We start from the raw sequence: 19,077 nt of genomic DNA on the forward strand, positions 1-19,077 counted from the left end.
TCCCCTCGCTCGGAGCGCCTGCCGACCGGACCGTCACCGCGAGCGGGACCGGGACCCTCACCATGGCCGTCACCTGTCCACCCCTCCCATGACCGGGTCGATCGATGCGACCGCGGCGACGACGTCGGCGATCAGCGATCCCTCGGCCATGGCCGGCATGGCCTGCAGGTTGACGAACCCGGGGTCCCGCAGGTGCACACGGAAGGGACGGGTGCCGCCGTCGGAGACCACGTGGCAGCCCAGCTCCCCGCGGGGGTTCTCGATCGCCACGTACGCCTGCCCGGCGGGCACGGCGAACCCCTCGGTGACCAGCTTGAAGTGGTGGATCAAAGACTCCATCGACTGGCCCATGATGCGACGGATGTAGTCCAACGAGTTGCCCATGCCGTCGGCGCCGACCGACAACTGCGCCGGCCAGGCCACCTTGGCGTCCTGCACCATGACCGGGCCCGGTTCGGCGAGCCGTCCCACGACCTGCTTCATGATCTTGAGCGATTCGTGCATCTCGGCGATCCGCAACCGGAAGCGGGCGTAGCAGTCCGCCTCGGTCGCCGTGGGCACCTCGAAGTCGTACTCCTCGTACCCGCAGTACGGCGTCACCCTGCGCAGATCCCAGGGCAGGCCGGCCGACCGCAGGATGGGCCCGGTGATGCCCAGCTGCATGCACCCCTCGAGCGGGAGGATCCCGACGCCCTGCATCCGGGCCTTCCAGATCGGTTGGCCGGTCAGCAGTTTGTCGTACTCCGGCAGTCGGGACTCCATGACCTGGATGAAGGCGGTGATCCGCTCGGCCGACCCCTCCGGGATCTCCTGGGCCACCCCGCCGGGCCGGACGAACGCCATGTTCATCCGCAGCCCGGTGAGGAACTCCATCAGGTGCAGGGCCTCCTCCCGTTCCCGGAAGCCGGCCGTCATACCGGTGAGCGCGCCCAGCTCCATGCCGCCGGTGGCCAGCGCGACCAGGTGCGACGAGATCCGGGTCAGCTCCATGAGCAGCACCCGGATGACCTGGGCCCGGCGCGGTACCTCGATGTCCAGCAGCTTCTCCACGGCCATGCAGTAGGCCGTCTCGTTGAAGGCGGGCGAGAGGTAGTCGGCGCGGGTCACGAAGGTGACGCCCTGGGTCCAGGTGCGGTACTCGCAGGACTTCTCGATGCCGGTGTGCAGGTAGCCGATCACCGACCGGGCCTGCACCACCGTCTCGCCCTCGAGTTCCAGGATGAGCCGCAGCACGCCGTGGGTGGACGGGTGCTGCGGGCCCATGTTGATGATCAACCGCTCGTGGGCGTCGCTGCCGATGTCGTCCTGGTCCTCGCGGGAACCCAGGCCCGCCACCATGTCGTCCCAGTCGCCGCCGGTGACGGTGAACATCCGACCCTCGGTGGTGCGGCGTTCCCGCGCGCGGCGCGCGGCCGGGTCCCCCACGGTGTCAGCCGCGTCGGCGGGGTCCGGATCCCCGTCGGGCCGGGAGCCGGCAGCGGGGTCGACGGTCGGGGCGGCGTGCCGCCCGGTGGAACGGGTCGGGCTCATCCGTATCTCCTCCGCTGGTCGGGGGGCGGGATCTCGGCACCCTTGTACTCGACCGGGATGCCGCCGAGCGGGTAGTCCTTGCGTTGCGGGTGACCGTCCCAGTCGTCGGGCATGAGGATGCGGGTCAGTGCCGGATGCCCGGAGAACACGATCCCGAACATGTCCCAGGCCTCGCGTTCGTGCCAGTCGGCGGTCGGGTAGATCTCGACCGCGCTGGGCACGTGCGGATCGTCCGACGAGACCGCCACCTCGAGACGGACCCGCCGCCGATAGGTCATCGAGGTCAGCTCGTAGACCACGTGCAGCCGCTCGCGGGCGCCCGGTCCGTAGTCGACACCGGAGAGGGAGGAACACATCTCGAACCGCAGGGCGGGGTCGTCCCGGAACGTCCACAGCAGTCCGTTGAGGTGGTCGCGCTCCACGTAGTAGGTGATCTCGCCGTGGGCGACGGTGGTCTGCCGGAGCGCCCGGGCCGGGATGCCGCGGTCGGCCATCGCCGCGGCCAGTGCGTCGGACACCTCGTCGAACCAGCCGCCGAACGGTCGTTCGGCGGGCACCGGGGAGTAGGGCTCCTGCACCAGGCCGCCGTAGCCGGAGGTGTCACCTCCACCGTGCGTCCCGAACATTCCGTGCCGTTCCACCCCCGAGCCGGTGACGGGCGGCGAGGCCTGCGCGAAACCCTGCTGCGACAGGGCGGTCCCGTCCGCGCCGCGACTGCCTTCCGGTCCGGCGCTGGCGTCGTCGGTGGTCCCGGCGGGCGACTCACCCGGGCTGTCCACCGAGCTGTACCCGCCCGCGGCGCTCGTCGTCTGCCCGGGGGCACCGCCCGGGGCCGGGACGGCCGGTACCCCGTCGGCGGGCCCGTCCGCGGGCGTCACGCGTGCCATCCCGGGGCGCCGACGGGCAGCTCGCGCCCCTTGCCGTACCGCACGGAGGAGGCCACGAGATCGGTGCGCTCTCCGGCGAGCTCGCCGGCCCGAACCGGCCCGAGCGGCTCGTCCAAGATCTTGGCGTGCAGCTTGAGGATGGCGTCGATGAGCATCTCCGGCCGCGGCGGGCAGCCCGGGAGGTACATGTCCACCGGGACGATGTGATCGACACCCTGGACGATCGCGTAGTTGTTGAACATGCCGCCGGAGGACGCACAGACCCCCATGGCCAGCACCCATTTCGGTTCGGCCATCTGGTCGTAGATCTGCCGGAGCACCGGCGCCATCTTCTGGCTGACCCGGCCGGCCACGATCATCAGGTCGGCCTGCCGCGGCGAGGCGCGGAACACCTCCATGCCGAACCGACCCAGGTCGTACCGGGGGGCTCCGGTCGTCATCATCTCGATGGCGCAGCACGCGAGGCCGAACGTGGCGGGGAACAGCGACGCCTTGCGCGTCCAGTTCACCAACTTCTCCACGCTCGTCAGCAACACACCACTGGGCAGCTTCTCCTCAAGACCCATGCCGGGCCGCCTTTCTCGGACGCGCGGGGAGGTTCGGGGGCGGGCCGCCGGCAGGACCGGGACGGACGGGCGGCGGGGTCATCAGTCCCAGTCCAGTCCGCCGCGGCGCCACACGTACACGTAGACGGCGCCGACGGTGATCATGAACAGGCCGATCTCGACAAGACCGAAGACACCCAGCGGGATCGCGGACTGCGCCCACGGGTACAGGAAGATGATCTCCACGTCGAAGACGATGAAGAGCATGGCCGTCAGATAGAACTTGACGGGGAAACGCCCCGCGCTGCCCACCGGCAGCGGGGTCGGCTGGATCCCGCACTCGTAGGCGTCCAGCTTGGCGCGGTTGAACCGGCGCGGTCCCAGCGCGTCCGTCACGAACGTCGCCGAGGTCACGGCGAATCCGCCCGCCACGACGAGCAGGATCAGGATCGGCAAATAAGAGCTCGTCATCGAACTCCCCTTCGCTGGGAAGAGCGCGGGAACTACACGGTGGGTGCGATCTTGGTCAATCCACGGACGACACGGTCGGCCCAGTCACCGTCGCGGTTGTCGTACAGACCCGCGAGCAGCTTGAGGACCAGGTACATGAGGTGTTTGCGGGGCAGGCCGAGCCGGGTGGCGGCCTGCATGATCTTCGGGTGGCCGATCAGGGTGGAGAACACCCCGCCCAACCGGTAGTAGGAACCCAGGTGATCGGTCATCGCGGTGGCGTAACCGTGCAGGGCCGCCTCGCGGCTGATCCCCTCCGGCCGGCCGAGCGCCTGGAGCACCGAATCAGCGGCCAGGGCGGCGGACTCCATCGCGTAGGCGATGCCCTCGCCGTTGAACGGATTGACCGCCCCACCGGAATCACCGATGAGCAGCAGTCCGTCGGCGTAGTGCGGGGTGCGGTTGAAGCCCATCGGCAGTGCGGCTCCCCCGATGCCGCCGATGGCGTTCTCCTCGCGCAGCCCCCACTCCTCCGGGGTGCCGTCGAGCCAGGTCTTCAGCAGGGCGCGGTAGTCGGTCTTGCCGAACGCCGACGAGGAGTTCAGCATGCCCAGCCCGACGTTGACCGTGCCGTCGCCCAGGCCGAAGATCCAGCCGTAACCCGGCAGGAGCTTCGGCGACCGCGCGTTGCTGCGGTCCCAGAGCTCCAGGTGCGATTCCAGGTAGTCGTCGTGCGTGCGAGGGCTGGTGTAGTAGCGCCGGACGGCCACCCCGAGCGGACGGTCGTCGCGCTTGGCGATGCCCATGCCCAGGGCGACCCGGGCGGACACCCCGTCGGCCGCGATGACCAGCGGGGCGTGGAAGGTCATCTCCCGCTTGGCGCCCTTGCCGGACCGGCCGGCGTTGTCGGCCACCTCGTCGGCGTCCCGGACGGTGGCGGTGACCCCGGTGATGCGGCCGGTGGCCTCGTCCCGGATCGGGCCGGAGACGGTGGTGCCGGTGTGCAACCGGGCGCCGGCCTTGACGGCCAGTTCGGCGAGCATGCCGTCGAAGTCGCGACGGGTGCGGACCAGCCCGAAATCGGGATAGTCCTGCAGGGTGGGCCAGTCGAGCTCGACCGAGCGACCGGCACCGACGACCCGCAGGCCCTTGTTCTTCATCCAGTCCGGGCCGGAGACGTCGATGCCCAGGGCCAGCACCTGCTTCACGCCGCGCGGGGTGATGCCGTCGCCGCAGACCTTCTCGCGCGGGAACACCGACTTCTCCAGCAGCAGGACGTCGACGCCGCTGCGGGCCAGGTACGTGGCCACCGTGGAGCCCGCGGGACCGGCACCGACGACGATCACGTCGGCGGTGGTGTCCGAGGGGTGGAGCTGGTGCACGGTCATCTCGTCCTCTCGCACCGCCCGCTGGCGAGAGGGATGTGGCGGCGGCCATCCCCCGTGTCGGGCTCCGTGAACGAGCTTGTGAAACCGTTCACGAAGTGGTGCTCGCCCAGTGTAGGACGCGGGACCGACGGTGCCACCCGGTAGGGGTCCCGGGCGTGGTGACGATCGGGTGAACGGCCCCCGCGGACCGTGGCCGGATCAGCTGCGGACGGCGTGGTGCAGGGCGACGACCCCGAACGTGAGGTTCCGCCAGGCGACCTCGCCCCAGCCGGCCGTGGTCATCAACCGGGCCAGGCCGGCCTGGTCCGGCCAGGCGTCGATGGTCTCCTGCAGGTACAGGTAGGCCTCGGCGTTGGAGGAGACCCGACGGGCCAGCCGCGGCAGGACGTGGTGCAGGTACCAGCGGTAGACCGCGGCCACCGGGGCCGGGCGGGCGTGGGAGAACTCGCAGACCAGGAGTTGCCCACCGGGCCGGGTGACCCGGGCGAACTCGGCCAACGCCGCCGGCACGTCCACCACGTTGCGCAGGCCGAAGGAGATCGTCACCGCGTCGAACGCCCCGTCGGCGAACGGGAGTCGCAGGGCGTCACCGGCCACCCGGGGGATCTGCAGGTGCCGGGAGGCGCGCAACATGCCGAGCGAGAAGTCGCTGGCCACGCACCAGGCGCCGGTCTGGGTGAGGGCCTGCGTGGACACCGCCGTACCCGCCGCCACGTCGAGCACCCGCTGGCCGGGGGTCAGGCCCAGCGCCCGCACGCTCAACCGCCGCCAGCGCCGGTCCTGCCCGAACGACAGCAGGGTGTTGGTGCGGTCGTACCGCTCCGCCACCGCGTCGAACATCGCGGCAACCTGCTGCGGCTGCTTCTCCAGACCCGCCCTACCCATGACCACTCCCCTGCGCCGATCGTGCCCGGTCAGCCTACCCAGGCCGGAACACGGGCCGGCCCGAGCGGAACGTGCGGCTGAGCGCCGGCGGCGGCGGCGGCAGGACGGGCACCCAGCCGGCCGCCGTGACGGAGCAGGCCGTGACGGAGCAGAGGGTCACCAGAGCGGGCGCCCGGACCGCCGGCGGAACAGCCAGACGGTCGGGCCGGCGACGGCCACCGTGCCCAGGAGCGTGAACACCAGGGGCAGCGTGCCGACGGCAGCGGTCCGCCCGGCCACCCGGACCACGGTCGGATCCTGGGTGGAGTACTCGACGAGGAACTGCTGCCCGACGGAGAGGAGCCCCGGGTACAGGACACCCGTGGTGGGCCGCACGGTCAGCCCGCCACCCTCGACGAACTCGATCCCGGTGCGCAACGGCGAGACCGACAGCACCGTGGCGGTCGCCGTCCCGGGGTTCCGGTCGATCGCCGCGTCGTCCAGGCGCATGCCGACCCCCAGGGCCACCACCATCACGACGACCGCGACACCGAGCAGTGCGACCACCCGGGCGGCCCACGACCAGGCCGGGCGGACGGGTCGGTCCCGCCGGGGCCGAGCCGCGGCATCCGCTCCGGGCGGACCGTCCGGGGTCGCCGCACCTGCGGGCGGGGACGTCCTCGGAGCCGACACCCGTCCAGTCTAGGAAGGTCCCGTCCGACCCCGCGATCACGAGCTGTGGCCGCCACCACGGTCCGGATCCGGAATACCGCCACGAGCCGTACCGCTGTGACCGACGACCGGCGCTCCCTGCGGGCGCCCATCCCCCAGCCCCTGTCGCCTCTCCGTTTGGACGTCCCCGTGGATCTGTTCTCCCCCGTCACCCTCGGCTCCCTGGAGCTGCGCAACAAGGTCGCGATGGCCCCCCTGACCCGGATGCGCTCCAGCGTGGACGGCGTCCCGGGCGAGCTCGTCGCCGACTACTACGCCCAGCGCGCCGGCCTCGGCCTGATCGTCACCGAGGGCACCTACCCCAGCGCGGAATCGCGGGGGTATCCGGGCCAGCCCGGCATCGTCACGCCGGAGCAGGCCGCCGGGTGGGCCCGCGTGGCGGACGCCGTGCACGAGCGTGGCGGCGTCGTCGTCATGCAGGTGATGAGTGCCGGACGGGTGTCGCACACCGACGTCACCGGGACCGATCGCATCGTGGCCCCGAGCGCGATCGCCATCGACGGCGAGGTGCACACCCCGGCCGGCAAGGCTCCGTACCCGGTGCCGCACGCCCTGACCACCGCCGAGCTCGACACCGTCAAGCAGGAGTTCGTGGACGCCGCCCGGCGTGCGGTGGACGCCGGCCTCGACGGGGTGGAGGTGCACGGTGCCAACGGGTACCTGCTGCACGAGTTCCTGTCCCCGGCGTCCAACCAGCGCACCGACGGGTACGGCGGCAGCCCCGCCGAGCGCGCCCGGTTCGTGCTGGAGGTCACCACGGCGGTGGCCGCCGAGATCGGCGCGGGACGCGTGGGGATCCGCCTGTCCCCCGCGCACAACATCCAGGACGTCGCGGAGACCGACACCGCCGATGTCACGGCGACCTACGGGGCGCTCGTCGACGGCCTGGCCCCGCTGGGCCTGGCCTACCTGAGCATCCTGCACAAGGACCCGGCATCCGAGCTGGTCCGCGAGCTGGCCACCCGCTTCGGGGGCCCGGTGATGATGAACACCGGCTTCGCCGAGATGACCACGCGCGAGGAGGCCCACCACCTCATCGACTCCGACCTGGCCGACGTGGTCGCCGTCGGCCGTCCGGTCATCGCCAACGCCGATCTCGTCGAGCGCTGGGCCGGCGGCCACCCGGAGAACGACCCGAACCCGGACACCTTCTACGGCGGCGGCGCCGAGGGCTACACCGACTACCCGCGCCTGTCCGCCTGATCCCACCCGCCCGGACCTCCGGCGGCTACCGTCCTGTCGACCCCGTCCGCGGGGTCGACAGGAGGACGTGATGGACGATCACGGGATGCAGGTGGACGCGGCTGTCGTCGCGACCCTGCGTCGGGCCGGCTGCGTGTTCGCCGAGGACGAGGCCGCCCTGCTGGTCGCGGAGGCGACCTCGGACGGGCAGCTGACGGAGTGGGTGGCGCGCCGGGTCGACGGCGAACCGCTGGAGTGCATCCTGGGGTGGACCGCCTTCTGCGGGATGCGGATCGCCGTCACCGCCGGGGTTTTCGTCCCCCGCCGGCGCACCGAGTTCCTCGTCGAGCGGGCCGTCGCCCTCGTGGGCCCGGGTGCGGCGGTGGTCGATCTGTGCTGCGGGTCGGGTGCCGTCGCGGCCGGGATCGCCCGGCAGGTCGAGAGTCTCGTCCTGTTCGCCGTCGACCTGGACCCGACTGCGATCGCCTGCGCGGAACGCAATCTCGCCGGGATCGGTACCGCACTGCTCGGTGACCTCGACGACCCGCTGCCCCGTGACCTGCTCGGCCGGGTCGACGTGATCGTGGCGAACGCCCCCTACGTGCCGACCGGGGCGATCGCGTCGATGCCGCCGGAGGCCCGGGATCACGAGGCCCGGATCGCCCTGGACGGCGGGTCCGACGGCGTGGACGTGCACCGCCGGGTCGCCGCCCTGGCCCCCCGGTGGCTGATCCCGGGGGGGTATCTGCTCGTCGAGACCAGCGACCGGCAGGCCGATCTCACCGTGCAGGCCTGCGTGGCGGCGGGCCTGACCGCAGTCGTGGGGCGATCCGATGACATCGGCGCCACCGTGGTGATCGCCCGAGCCCGGCTGCAGTCCTGAGGTCCGCCCCACCGGGGCGGACCGGTACGGATCAGGCGGGTGTGACGGTCGACGGCCGGCCCGCCTCGGGGTTGCGACCCGTCGACACCGGGTCTAGCGTCCGAAACGGTCATGAGTCCCGGCGTCAAACCCTGGTTTGCCGGGCGGCAACCCCGTTCGACGTGTGGGGGTGCTCCAGGTGACGACCCGGTCCGACAACCGCCGGACAAGCACATCGCTCCGCGCACCCCGGAGGTGTCCCGTGGTCCTCCCCCACGCCCCCATCCGAACCCCCCCGTCCACGGACTCGTCCTGGAGCCGACGTCGGTTCCTGCAGACCGGGTCCGGCCTCGCCGCCGCCGGCCTCCTCGCGGCCTGCGGCTCGAACACCGGGCGCGAGGGCGCCACGACCGTCGCCGCCGCGGGATCGGGCACGGGGGCGGCCACGAAGCCCACGCTGTCGCAGTGGTACCACCAGTACGGCGAGGCCGGGACGCAGCAGGCGGTCGAGCGGTACGCCGCCGCCTACCCCGATGCCACCGTGTCGGTGCAGTGGTCCCCCGGCGACTACGACAAGAAGGTCGCCGCGGCGCTGCTCACCGACTCCGGCCCGGACGTCTTCGAGGCGGGGAACGGGCCGTCCATCGACCAGATCCAGAGCGGTCAGGTCGTCGAGCTGACCGGCATCCTCGGCGACGCGGCGGGCGACTTCACCCCGTCGCTCATCGAGCGGATGACCTGGCAGGGCAAGCTGTACGGGGTCCCGCAGGTGATCGACATGCAGTTGCTGGTCTACCGCAAGAGCCTGCTGGAGGCGGCCGGGCTGCAGCCGCCCACGACCTTCGACGAGCTCGAGGCGGCCGCGGCCGCACTGACCACCGCCGACGTCAAGGGCCTGTTCGTCGGGAACGACGGTGGCGCCGGGGTACTGCCCGGGCCGGTGATGTGGTCGGTCGGCGCGGACTACCTGACCGCGGACAACCAGATCGGGTTCACCGACCCACTGGTCGCCGAGGCCCTGGGCCGGTTGCACGGCCTGTTCACCAGCGGCTCGCTGCTGCTCGGCGCCCCCGCCGACTGGTCCGATCCGTCCGCCCTCGTCGACGGGCTCACCGCCATGCAGTGGACCGGGCTGTGGACCCTTCCGGCACTGCAGGAGGGCCTGGGTGACGATTTCGGGGTGCTGCCCTGGCCCGCCTACAGCGCGACCGTGGGCGCCGGTTCGGTGCCGATCGGCGCCTACGGGTCGGCGGTCAGCGCGAAGTCGACGAACCCGGACGCGGCCAAGGCCTTCGTGAAGTACCTCTGGGTGGACCGGACCGAGGACCAGATCGACTGGGCGCAGAGCTACGGCTTCCACATCCCGGCCCGCACCAGCCTGGCCGACCAGGCCGAGGGCCTCAAGAGCGGCCCGGCCGCCGACGCGGTCACCCTGGTCGAGCAGAACGGTCATGCCCAGACCCCGCTGCTGTGGACCCCGGCCAGCGGCACCGCCCTGAGCGATGCCGTCACCCGGATCATCAAGGACGGCTCCGATCCGGCCGCGGAGATGGCGACCGTCGCCCAGACGGTCCAGGCCGAACTCGACCGGGTCGCCGGGTGACCCTGCCCGGCGGGCCGGCACCGACCACGGCCTCCGCGGTGACCGCGGCGCCGGAGCCCCGGGCGGCGGCGCGACCGGGCCTGCGGCGTCGCCTGGCCGGCGATCAGAACCGCACGCTGTGGTTCTGGGCCTTCGTGGGCCCGTTCTTCCTCGGCCTGCTGGTGTTCGTCTACGTCCCGATGGGCTGGAGCATCTGGCTCAGCTTCTACGAGGCGCGGAACACGGTGACCCCCACCGTGTTCGTGGGGCTGGACAACTACCGGGACATGCTGACCGACCCGGCGTTCCTGTCCAGCCTCGGGACGTTCGTGGTCTTCGCCGCGTTCATCGTGCCGCTGACCTTGGCGGTGTCGCTGGGCCTCGCGCTGATGCTGAACCGGGTCGGAGTGCTGCGCACCTTCTTCCGCTCGGTGTACTTCCTGCCCACCGCGTGCTCCTACGTCGTGGGGGCGCTGATCTGGAAGCTCTCCATCTTCAACGGAGTGCGCTTCGGCCTGGCCAACACGCTGATGCGCGCCGTGGGCATCGAGCCGGTGGCCTGGCTCTCGGTGACCCAACCTCCCTGGTACTGGCTGGTCATCGTCTCCCTGCGGCTGTGGCTGCAGGTCGGGTTCTTCATGATCCTCTTCCTGGCCGGGCTGCAGCGGATCCCGCCCGTGCTGTACGAGGCGGCCGCGGTCGACGGTGCGAAACCGGGCTGGCAGACGTTCCGGTACATCACCTTCCCGCAGTTGCGGGCCACCTCGGTGGCCATCCTGGTGCTGCTGCTCATCAACGCGTTCCAGGCGTTCGACGAGTTCTACAACCTGCTGGCGAACGCCGGCGCCTCGGGCGGCGGCGGGTATCCGCCCTACGCCCGGCCGCCGCTGGTCTACCTGTACTACATCGCGCTGGGCAACCAGCAGGACTTCGGGCACGGCAGCGCGGGGGCGGTCATCCTGGCCGCCCTCATCGCCGTGGTCACCGTGCTGCAGGCCAAGTTCCTCGGCTTCGGTCGGCGGGGGGACCAGTGAGCACGCCCCTGCCCGCGAGCGCACCGGCTCCGACCGCGACCCGGGTGCCGCGACACCCCGGGGCGGGCCCGCGCGGCCGGGCCGAGCGGGTCGGCGCGGCCCTGCGCCTGATCACCCTGTCCGCGGGTGCCGTGCTGTTCCTCGTGCCGTTCTACCTGCTGGTGCGCAACGGCCTGTCGACCAACCGCGACATCACCGCGCCGGGGTGGACCTTCTTCCCGACCACGCTGCACTTCGAGAACATCTCCACCCTCTTCGCCGACCCGGCGGTGCCCATGCTGCGCAGCATGGTCAACTCGCTGGTCATCTCCACCGTGCAGACCCTGGGCACGCTGGTGGTGTCGGCGTTGGCCGGGTACGGGCTGGCCCGGATCCCCTACCGGTACGCCAATGTCGTCTTCGGGCTCATCCTGGCCACCCTGCTCATCCCGGCCGCGGTCACCTTCGTGCCGACCTTCGTGCTGGTCTCCACCCTGGGCTGGGTGTCCGACCTGCAGGGGCTGATCATCCCCGGCCTGTTCCAGGCGCTGGCGACATTCCTGTTCCGCCAGTGGTTCCTGAACTTCCCGCAGGACCTGGAGGACGCCGGTCGGGTCGACGGCCTGGGCTACTTCGGGGTGTTCCGCCGCATCGTGGTCCCCAACTCCGCGGCGTTCATCGCCGCGATCGGCACCATCACCTTCATCGGCAGCTGGAACGCGTTCCTCTGGCCGCTGGTCATCGCGCAGGACTCCGACTCCTGGACGGTGCAGGTCGCGGTGTCGACCTTCCTCACCGCGCAGACGGTCAACCTGTCCCAGCTGTTCGTCGCCGCGCTGTTCTCCATCCTGCCCATGCTGCTGGTGTTCCTGGGCCTGCAGCGGTTCATCGTGCAGGGCGTGCAGAGCACGGGGTCGACCGGCTGATCCTCCGGCGGCTCAGCGGTCAGCCGGCGGCGGAGCGGTCAGCCGGCCGCCGACGCGAGCCGGCCGGTGACGACGTCCGGCAGGACGAAGTCGTCGGCGGGCGGGGTGAAGTACCGCCCGCCCAGGCTGCCGATCTTGCGGGCCGGTGCACTGGCCGCGACGCGCAGAGCCGTCCGGAACAGCGCGCGCCCCCGGCGGGTGCGCGGGTTGGCGACGCCGGGCACCCCCGGCGGCAGCTTCTGCGCCTTGGCCACGTACGGCCGCAGGATCTCCTCGTAGCGGTCGAAGGCCGCGCGGTGGTCGACGGTGTCACCCCGGGTGGCGCGGGCGATCTCGGTGGCGAGCACGTAGGCGCCGGTCACTCCGAGGGTGGTGCCCATGCCGCTGACCGGGGAGGCGCAGTGCGCGGCGTCGCCGGCGAGGGCGACCCGGCCGCGGCTCCATCGGTCGAGGTGGACCTGGGCCAGGTCCTCGAAGTAGAACGGTGCGTCGTCCAGGGCGGCCAGCACCCGCGGCGCGGCCCACCCGGCATCGGCGAACACCCGCCGCAGGATGGTGACCTGGCCGTCGCGATCGAGCTGGTCGATGCCGCGGGTGTCGGACAGGAAGTTGAGCAACGCCCGGGTGGTGCCCACGTTGTCCGGCCGGAGGTTGACACTGCGACCGCCGAGAGCGTTGTACCAGCGCCAGGTGTCGTCGTCCTCGGCGGTCCGCGGGATCGTCAGGTACGCGCAGTACATGCCCAGGTACCGCCGCGCCGGAGCGCCCGACACGAACCGGCGGGTGCGGGAGTTGACCCCCTCGGCCACCAGCACCAGGTCGAAGCGCCGGGTGGCGCCGGAGGCGAAGGTGACCTCGACCCCGTCGGCCGTGTCCTGCAGATCGGCGATCCGGTCGCCGAACAGGTACTCGGTGTCAGCCGTGGTGGTGTCGTGGATCAACCCGGCGAGGCGGCCCCGCAGGATCTCGAGTTCGGCCGTCGCGCCCGTGGTGTCGTCGGTGGACGCGGCGAAGGAGGCGATGGGCGCGCCGTCGTCGTCGACGAACACGGTGCCGGTCTCGCCGGTGTTCTCGGCCAGGGCGGCGTCCTCGAGGCCCATCCGGCGGAGCACCTCGCGGCCGGCGCCGCGGACATCGACGTTATGCCCCTCCTCCCGCAGCTGGTCGAAGCGTTCGACCACCGTGGTGGCGAAGCCGTACCGACCGAGCCAGTGGGCCAGGGTCGTCCCGGTGACGCTGGCACCGGAGATGAGGACGGACGGACGGGGCACGGCGGGCTCCTCGGCAGGCGGACGCACTCACCCCGGGTGGTTCCGGGGTGGGTCTCCAGTTAACCTAGCAGCTAGGAAAACTAGTGATCGGAGTGCGACCATCGAGGACAGCCGACCGGCCGCGGAGCTGCCGCCCCTGTCCGGGGTGACGCTCGCCGTCCGCGACGTCATGCACGCGTCGCGGGAGATGACCAACCGCATCGCCCGCACCCAGGGCCGCAACACCACCGACGTGACGGCCCTGGAGCTGCTGGACATGCTGGGCCCGATGAGCCCCGGGGAACTGGCCGATCACCTGGGTATCCGCACCGCGTCGGCGACCCTGCTGGTCGACCGGCTGGAGAGCAGTGGCGTCGTCCGGCGGGAGGTGCACCCGACCGACCGACGCCGCGTCCTCGTGCATCTGGAGGCGGCCGGGCGCGCGGAGTCGTTCCACTTCTGGGTCCCGGTCATCACCGCGATGGATGCCGCCGCGCGGTCGCTGCCGGCGGACGAGCAGTCCGTCGTGCGGGGATACCTGCAGGCCCTGAGCTCCGTCATGCAGCGACAACCGCGCGATGCACCCGATGTCGTCCCGCACCCGGACGTGGCCCACCCGGACGACGCGACGGGGGCGGACCGGAGCCCGCCCCCGTCGGTCTGACCGGCGGCGCTCAGCAGCCGATCCGGAGCAACCGGCCGCCCCCGGGCACCAGCTGACCGTCCGTGACGTACACCCCGCGGCCGGACGGGTCGGCGACGATGCCCCCGGGCAGCACGATCTTCCCCGCGGCCAGCTCGATGCGGTTGCCCCGGCGGTCGATCTGCACCAGCGTGCCGGGTGGCGGCGGGGCGGCCGGGTCGGCGCCCTCCGCGGCCGCGAGCCCGCCCTTCACCAGTTCCAGCACATCGAGCCGGCCGCGGCGGTCGACCGTCATGTCGATGATCGACGTCAGGCCGTCCTGGCTGACCGAACAGGCCCGGGACGGGGCGGCGGCATCGCAGGTCACGTCCTGGGACCCGCGAGCGATGCGCCAGACCTTCGACGTGCCCGGCGTGAACGGGAAACCCTTGAGCTCCCCCACGTACCAGGCCCCGTCCCGCCCCACCGTGACCGTCGTCGGCACCGCCTCGGCCGGCAGCTCGGGCGGCAGGGTCGGATCGGGAATGTGGGATGTCGAGATGACCTGCACCGGGAATCGCGCCACCGTGACGATCCGTCCGTCGGCCCACACCCGCCGCAGCGCATTGGCCGCGGCGTCGGCCACCAGCACCGAGCCGTCCGACAACGCCTGCAGCCCATAGGCGTTGGACTCCCCGGGATTGCCCTCCAGATCGGCCGGGTCGGGGTTCGCGGCAGCGAAGGCCCCCAGATCGGCGACCTCGGCCAACCCACCGCGCTCGGTCCACCGGTAGAGCCGGTTGGCCGGAGCCACAGCCGACGGCGGCTGCCCCTCCTCCGGTGACGACGACGCGCCGAACAGCACCCACACGGCCTTCCGCCCGGCCGAACCGACATCGGTGGGCTGGGCCGGCAGATCGGCCAGGGTGGTCACCGTCCCCGCGGACCGGCCGGACCGGACGACCTTCTGCAGCACCCCGGTGCCATCGGCCTTCGCCCCGCCGAGCAGCAGGGAGCCGTCCGAGGACAGGCCCAGGGCCTTGTTCCCCGTGAGACCGTCCGCCAGGACGGCGAACGACCGGCCCCGGTATCGATCGGTGTCCGCCCCGTCGACGGTCGCCCCGTCGGGATCCGCACCGGCGAGGTCCGCACCGTCGACACCGGTGCTGTCGACCCCTGCACCGTCGACGCCTGCACCGTCGACGCCTGCGCTGTCGACGCCTGCGCTGTCGATGCCGGTGCTGTCGGCGTCGGTGGGGGCGGCCGACGCGCTCAGGGGCGGGACGAACAGCGTCGTCACCACGACCCCCGCCATCAGCAGCGCGGCCGACGCACGACGACCGGCCCGACGGACCGGATCGGACGGGGTCGGGCGGGAAAGGGACCTGATCGAACGGGACATGGCATTCCTTTCACCCCAGCAAAGGAAATGCAGAAATCCCGTTCACCATCGCGGGACGCTCCGCGGGCAGAACGCTAGCAGCATGACCGGGGGGCGCGGAACTCCGTATTCCATGATTCTTTTTCCCCGTCCGGACAATACTTTCGGTGTTGATCGAATCACTGTCGGCTGCGATTCCTCGGCGTTCCGGGGACGATCCGGACAGAACAGCACATGCCGGCCGGACCGCCCGGCCCAGCGGCATTCACGGGCGGATCTGCTCCCGCAGGATGTCGGCGTGCCCGCTGTGGTGGGCCAGTTCGCGCAGCACCTGGACGTAGAGGGCCCACACGGTGCGCTCACCGTGCCCGGTGACCTCGTCGCCCAGATCGAGTCCGGCCACGTTCTCCCGTGAACGCCGGCACTGGTCACGGTGCGCCTGCTGGATCGAGGCGACGGTGTCGTCGTCGGCGAGCACGAAGGACCGGTCCGGGGTGGCGGCCACCCCGATCTCCCGCAGGCTGCGCCCGGTGACCGCACGGTCGAACCAGAAGGCCTCCACGTAGGTGACGTGCTTGACCAGTCCGAGCAGGGTCGTCCGGGAGACGACCAGGGACCTCCTGGCCTCCTCCTCGGTCAACCCGTCCAGGGCACCCCGGAGACCGTCGCGGTACTCGTCGAGGAGTTCGTCCATGCGGACCCGCAGGTCCGCCGTCCATTCCGCCATCGGTGCCCTCCACTCGACGCGATCCGCCCGCCCCGTTCCGGCAGGGAGCTCAGCTGGTCCGTTCCTCCAGCAGTTCCAGCACGTGCCGGTACTCGTGCCCGGTGGCCCGGGTCATCCCGATCTCGCAGGTGCGGTTGGTCGAGACATAGGCCTGGGCGGGAGCTCTCGCCACCGACGCGGCCTCGGCGGCGGTGGCCGACGCGGTCAGCTCCGGGTGCAGCAGACCCCGGTCGCCGGCGAAGGCGCAGCACCCCCACCCGTCAGGCACGACGACGTCCTCGCCGACCGCGGCGGCCAGGGCGAGCAGGGCGGTGTTGGTTCCCAGCCGGGTGGACGAGCAGGTCGGGTGGACGACGACGCTGTCCACCGGGCGCGTCACGGTCAGGCGGGGCAGCACCTGCTCGTGCACCACGGTCACCGCGTCCACGATCGACAGCGTGCGGTATCGCTCGGGGCCGTGGGCGACCATCTCGCGCAGGCCCTCCGTGCAGGAGGCGGCGTCGCACACCACCGGCAGCTCGCCGTGCCGGGTGCTCTCCCACAGTGCAGGCAGCACCAGTGCGGCCATCTCGGCGTACCCCTGGGTCAGGCCCTTGGACTTCCACGGTGTGCCGCAACACATCCCGGCGATCGACACCGGGGTGGTCAGGGCGACCCCGGCCCGTTCGCACAGCGCGGTGAACGCCGCGCTCGCCCCGGCCGAGCCCTCCACCGGGCCGAACATCGTGCCGATGCAGGCCGGGAAGTGGACCAGTTCGGCCCCGTCACGATGGGCCGGGACGCGGGGCGCACCGCCGCGCGGCAGGTCGGGCGCCCACAGCGGGACGGTGTCCGTGCCCAGCACCGCGCGACCCAGCTTCGACGCGCCCACGACCAGGGTCGACGGGGCGCGGTCGGCCGCGGTCAGGGCGGCCCCGCCGGCCCGGGCGACGGTCGACCAGTGCTTGGCCGCGGTCTCCCACGCCTTCTGCACGACGCGGCCGTTGTCCTCCGCGCGCAGGGTGCGGACGAGCTGGCCGGTGTTGATGCCCACCGGACAGCTGGTCTCGCACAGACCGTCCACCGCGCAGGTCTGCAGGCCGGCGTAGTCGTAGTCGCGCTCCAGCTCGCGGACCAGCGCGGTGTCCCCGGCCGTCTCCGCGTCCCGCATCTCCCGACGCAGCACGATGCGCTGCCGCGGGGTCAGGGTGAGATCGCGGCTGGGGCAGATCGGTTCGCAGTAGCCGCATTCCACGCACCGGTCGACCTCGGCCTCCACCGTCGGAGTGGTCTTCAGGTGCTTGACGTGGATGAGCGGATCGTCGCTGATGACCACACCCGGATTGAGCACACCGGCCGGGTCGACGAGGCGCTTGATCTCCCGCATCACCCCGTACAGCTCGTCGCCGTACTGCCGGCGGACGAACGGCGCCATGATCCGGCCGGTGCCGTGCTCGGCCTTGAGGGTGCCGCCTGCGCCGAGGACGAGATCGACCATGTCGTCGGTGAACGCGGTGTACCGGTCCAGGGCGTCGGGACGGTCGAAACGCTCGTTCAGCAGGAAATGCACGTTGCCGTCGCGGGCGTGGCCGAAGATGACGCTCTCCTCGTACCGGTGGCGGGCGAACAGTTCGGTGAGCGACGCGCAGGTGTCGCCCAACGCGGGCACCGGTACGGCGATGTCCTCGAGCAGAGCCGTCGTCCCGGACGGGCGGGCCCCGGCCACCGCCGTGTACAGGCCCTTGCGGATGTGCCACAGACCGGCGCGGGCGGCGGCGTCCCGGGTCAGGGTGAGCGGCAGGGTCAGCGGCAGAGCGGTGAGCATCGGCCGCGCGGCCCGCTCCCGGTCGGCGAGCGCGTCCGCACTCTGCTCCTGGAACTCGACGAGCAGTGCGGCGTGGTCGGCCACGGCGAACGTCCGCAGCACCTCGTCCGCCTTCGGGTCGTGCTGGGCGACCTTGAGGGACACCGCGTCCAACAACTCGACGGTGGCCAGACCGGAGGCGACCAGGTCGGGCAGGGCATCGGTGGCCCGGCGCAGGTCCGGGAAGACCAACAGCCCGGTGGCGGCGTGGGTGGGCACCGGCAGGGTGCGGAAGGTGGCCTCGGCGACGAAGCCCAGCGTGCCCTCGCTCCCGATCACCAGGTGGGTCAGGATGTCGACCGGTTCGGTGTGGTCGAGGAACGCGTTCAGCCCGTAGCCCATGGTGTTCTTCATGGCGAACTGCGCGGTGATCCGCCGGACCGAGTCGGGGTTCCCCCGCACCCGGTCGCGCAGCGCGATCAACCCGTCGTGCAGCCCGCGTTCCCGGTCGTGGAGCAGACGGCCGGCATCGGCGGAGCCGGTGTCGATCACCGTGCCGCCGGGCAGCACCAGGATCATCGACTCGAGCGTCCGATAGGTGTTGAACTCGGTGCCACAGGCCATGCCACTGGAGTTGTTGGCCACGACACCGCCGACGGTGCAGGCGATCTCACTGGCCGGGTCGGGGCCGAGCTTGCGTCCGTGGCGGGCGAGGCGCGCGTTGACCTGCCGGATGGTGGCGCCGGGCTGCACCCGCACCCGGGCGCCGTCCTCCAGCACGGTGATCTGCTTGAAATGGCGGCGGGTGTCGACCAGCACGGAATCGGTCACGCCCTGCCCGCTCAGCGAGGTCCCGCCGGACCGGAAGGTCAGCGGGGTGGCCTGCCGGGTGGCGGCGGCCAGCAATGCCGCGACCTCGTCCACCGACCCGGGACTGACCAGGGCCGAAGGGGTGAGCAGGTAGTGGGAGGCGTCGTGGGCCATGGCCAGGCGGTCCAGCGACCGGGCGGCCACCCGGCCCGGGGCGGCCCGCTCGAGATCGGCCAGCAGGCCCGGATCGGTCGGGCGGACGCGGGGGGCGAGGGCGAGGTCCTGGACGCTCATCCGACACCGCCCTCCGGGCGAGGGGGGACGGGAGAGCCACTTCGCCGTGTCATGGGTCCACTCCAGCGTGTCGACCGCGTCGTCGGCCCCGGGCAGGGGACGCACCGGGCCTGCGGCGGAGCGACCGGTCCGGCGAGCCTACCGGCGGACGACACCCACCCCGGCGGCGCGCGGATGCACCCGAGGGGGCGTCGGACGTCACCCCGCCGGGCCCGGGGAGGCGGTCGGCCCGCGACTACTGTGGAGCGT

17 protein-coding genes and 1 riboswitch are annotated in these 19,077 nt (G+C 71.9%); of the genes, 6 read left to right on the plus strand and 11 right to left on the minus strand.

Annotated features, from left to right (window positions below; translation table 11 throughout):
- Positions 1 to 69: 69 nt before the first annotated feature.
- The 7 genes from J2S58_RS07660 to J2S58_RS07690 form a co-directional block, all read right to left on the minus strand.
- Positions 70 to 1,530 carry an NADH-quinone oxidoreductase subunit D gene (locus J2S58_RS07660; protein ID WP_205255902.1) on the minus strand — a complete coding sequence of 487 codons (1,461 nt, stop codon included), beginning with the start codon at positions 1,528 to 1,530 and terminating at the stop codon, positions 70 to 72.
- On the minus strand, positions 1,527 to 2,309 hold the full coding sequence (locus tag J2S58_RS07665; protein WP_370881862.1) for an NADH-quinone oxidoreductase subunit C: 783 nt from the start codon (positions 2,307 to 2,309) through the stop codon (positions 1,527 to 1,529). The genes J2S58_RS07660 and J2S58_RS07665 overlap by 4 nt, the downstream gene beginning before the upstream one ends.
- Before the next feature lie 95 nt (positions 2,310 to 2,404).
- Positions 2,405 to 2,983 (minus strand): NuoB/complex I 20 kDa subunit family protein, encoded by a 579-nt coding sequence (locus J2S58_RS07670; protein ID WP_205255900.1) that lies wholly within the window; start codon positions 2,981 to 2,983, stop codon positions 2,405 to 2,407.
- Positions 2,984 to 3,064: 81 nt separating this feature from the next.
- The gene (locus J2S58_RS07675) at positions 3,065 to 3,433 is read right to left on the minus strand and encodes an NADH-quinone oxidoreductase subunit A (protein WP_205255899.1); all 369 of its coding nucleotides are present in this window, start codon (positions 3,431 to 3,433) and stop codon (positions 3,065 to 3,067) included.
- Between the two features lie 32 nt (positions 3,434 to 3,465).
- Complete coding sequence (locus J2S58_RS07680) at positions 3,466 to 4,800, minus strand: geranylgeranyl reductase family protein (RefSeq protein WP_205255898.1); 1,335 nt, start codon at positions 4,798 to 4,800, stop codon at positions 3,466 to 3,468.
- A gap of 198 nt (positions 4,801 to 4,998) precedes the next feature.
- Entirely contained in the window at positions 4,999 to 5,685 is a 687-nt protein-coding gene (locus J2S58_RS07685; protein ID WP_205255897.1) for a demethylmenaquinone methyltransferase, read from the minus strand.
- A gap of 156 nt (positions 5,686 to 5,841) precedes the next feature.
- Positions 5,842 to 6,357 (minus strand): DUF3592 domain-containing protein, encoded by a 516-nt coding sequence (locus J2S58_RS07690; protein WP_205255896.1) that lies wholly within the window; start codon positions 6,355 to 6,357, stop codon positions 5,842 to 5,844.
- Between the two features lie 168 nt (positions 6,358 to 6,525).
- Between J2S58_RS07690 and J2S58_RS07695 the strand changes: the two genes are divergently transcribed.
- The 5 genes from J2S58_RS07695 to J2S58_RS07715 all read left to right on the plus strand — a co-directional run bounded on the left by J2S58_RS07695 (position 6,526) and on the right by J2S58_RS07715 (position 11,961).
- Entirely contained in the window at positions 6,526 to 7,599 is a 1,074-nt protein-coding gene (locus J2S58_RS07695) for an alkene reductase (protein ID WP_205255895.1), read from the plus strand.
- A gap of 70 nt (positions 7,600 to 7,669) precedes the next feature.
- The gene (locus tag J2S58_RS07700; protein WP_205255894.1) at positions 7,670 to 8,461 is read left to right on the plus strand and encodes a putative protein N(5)-glutamine methyltransferase; all 792 of its coding nucleotides are present in this window, start codon (positions 7,670 to 7,672) and stop codon (positions 8,459 to 8,461) included.
- A 107-nt stretch (positions 8,462 to 8,568) separates the two neighbouring features.
- A riboswitch (SAM riboswitch) is annotated at positions 8,569 to 8,679 on the plus strand.
- 23 nt (positions 8,680 to 8,702) lie between these two features.
- Positions 8,703 to 10,043, plus strand: coding sequence for an ABC transporter substrate-binding protein (locus tag J2S58_RS07705; RefSeq protein WP_205255893.1), 1,341 nt, complete (start codon positions 8,703 to 8,705; stop codon positions 10,041 to 10,043).
- Between the two features lie 38 nt (positions 10,044 to 10,081).
- Complete coding sequence (locus tag J2S58_RS07710; protein ID WP_370881863.1) at positions 10,082 to 11,056, plus strand: carbohydrate ABC transporter permease; 975 nt, start codon at positions 10,082 to 10,084, stop codon at positions 11,054 to 11,056.
- A 44-nt stretch (positions 11,057 to 11,100) separates the two neighbouring features.
- Positions 11,101 to 11,961, plus strand: a complete 861-nt coding sequence (locus J2S58_RS07715; RefSeq protein ID WP_306827558.1) for a carbohydrate ABC transporter permease — start codon at positions 11,101 to 11,103, stop codon at positions 11,959 to 11,961.
- Positions 11,962 to 11,999: 38 nt separating this feature from the next.
- On the opposite strand, the gene J2S58_RS07720 is transcribed toward J2S58_RS07715, so the two are convergent.
- Complete coding sequence (locus tag J2S58_RS07720) at positions 12,000 to 13,232, minus strand: FAD-dependent monooxygenase (RefSeq protein ID WP_205255892.1); 1,233 nt, start codon at positions 13,230 to 13,232, stop codon at positions 12,000 to 12,002.
- A 145-nt stretch (positions 13,233 to 13,377) separates the two neighbouring features.
- Between J2S58_RS07720 and J2S58_RS07725 the strand changes: the two genes are divergently transcribed.
- On the plus strand, positions 13,378 to 13,875 hold the full coding sequence (locus tag J2S58_RS07725; RefSeq protein ID WP_205255891.1) for a MarR family winged helix-turn-helix transcriptional regulator: 498 nt from the start codon (positions 13,378 to 13,380) through the stop codon (positions 13,873 to 13,875).
- Between the two features lie 10 nt (positions 13,876 to 13,885).
- Here the strand turns inward: J2S58_RS07725 and J2S58_RS07730 are convergent, their stop codons facing one another.
- The 3 genes from J2S58_RS07730 to J2S58_RS07740 form a co-directional block, all read right to left on the minus strand.
- Positions 13,886 to 15,235 carry a ScyD/ScyE family protein gene (locus tag J2S58_RS07730; RefSeq protein WP_306827561.1) on the minus strand — a complete coding sequence of 450 codons (1,350 nt, stop codon included), beginning with the start codon at positions 15,233 to 15,235 and terminating at the stop codon, positions 13,886 to 13,888.
- Positions 15,236 to 15,479: 244 nt separating this feature from the next.
- Entirely contained in the window at positions 15,480 to 15,941 is a 462-nt protein-coding gene (locus tag J2S58_RS07735) for a DinB family protein (RefSeq protein WP_205255889.1), read from the minus strand.
- A gap of 49 nt (positions 15,942 to 15,990) precedes the next feature.
- Positions 15,991 to 18,828, minus strand: coding sequence for an FAD-binding and (Fe-S)-binding domain-containing protein (locus tag J2S58_RS07740; RefSeq protein WP_205255888.1), 2,838 nt, complete (start codon positions 18,826 to 18,828; stop codon positions 15,991 to 15,993).
- Positions 18,829 to 19,077: the final 249 nt, after the last annotated feature.

The organism is Nakamurella flavida (assembly GCF_030811475.1).
Taxonomy (GTDB): domain Bacteria; phylum Actinomycetota; class Actinomycetes; order Mycobacteriales; family Nakamurellaceae; genus Nakamurella; species Nakamurella flavida.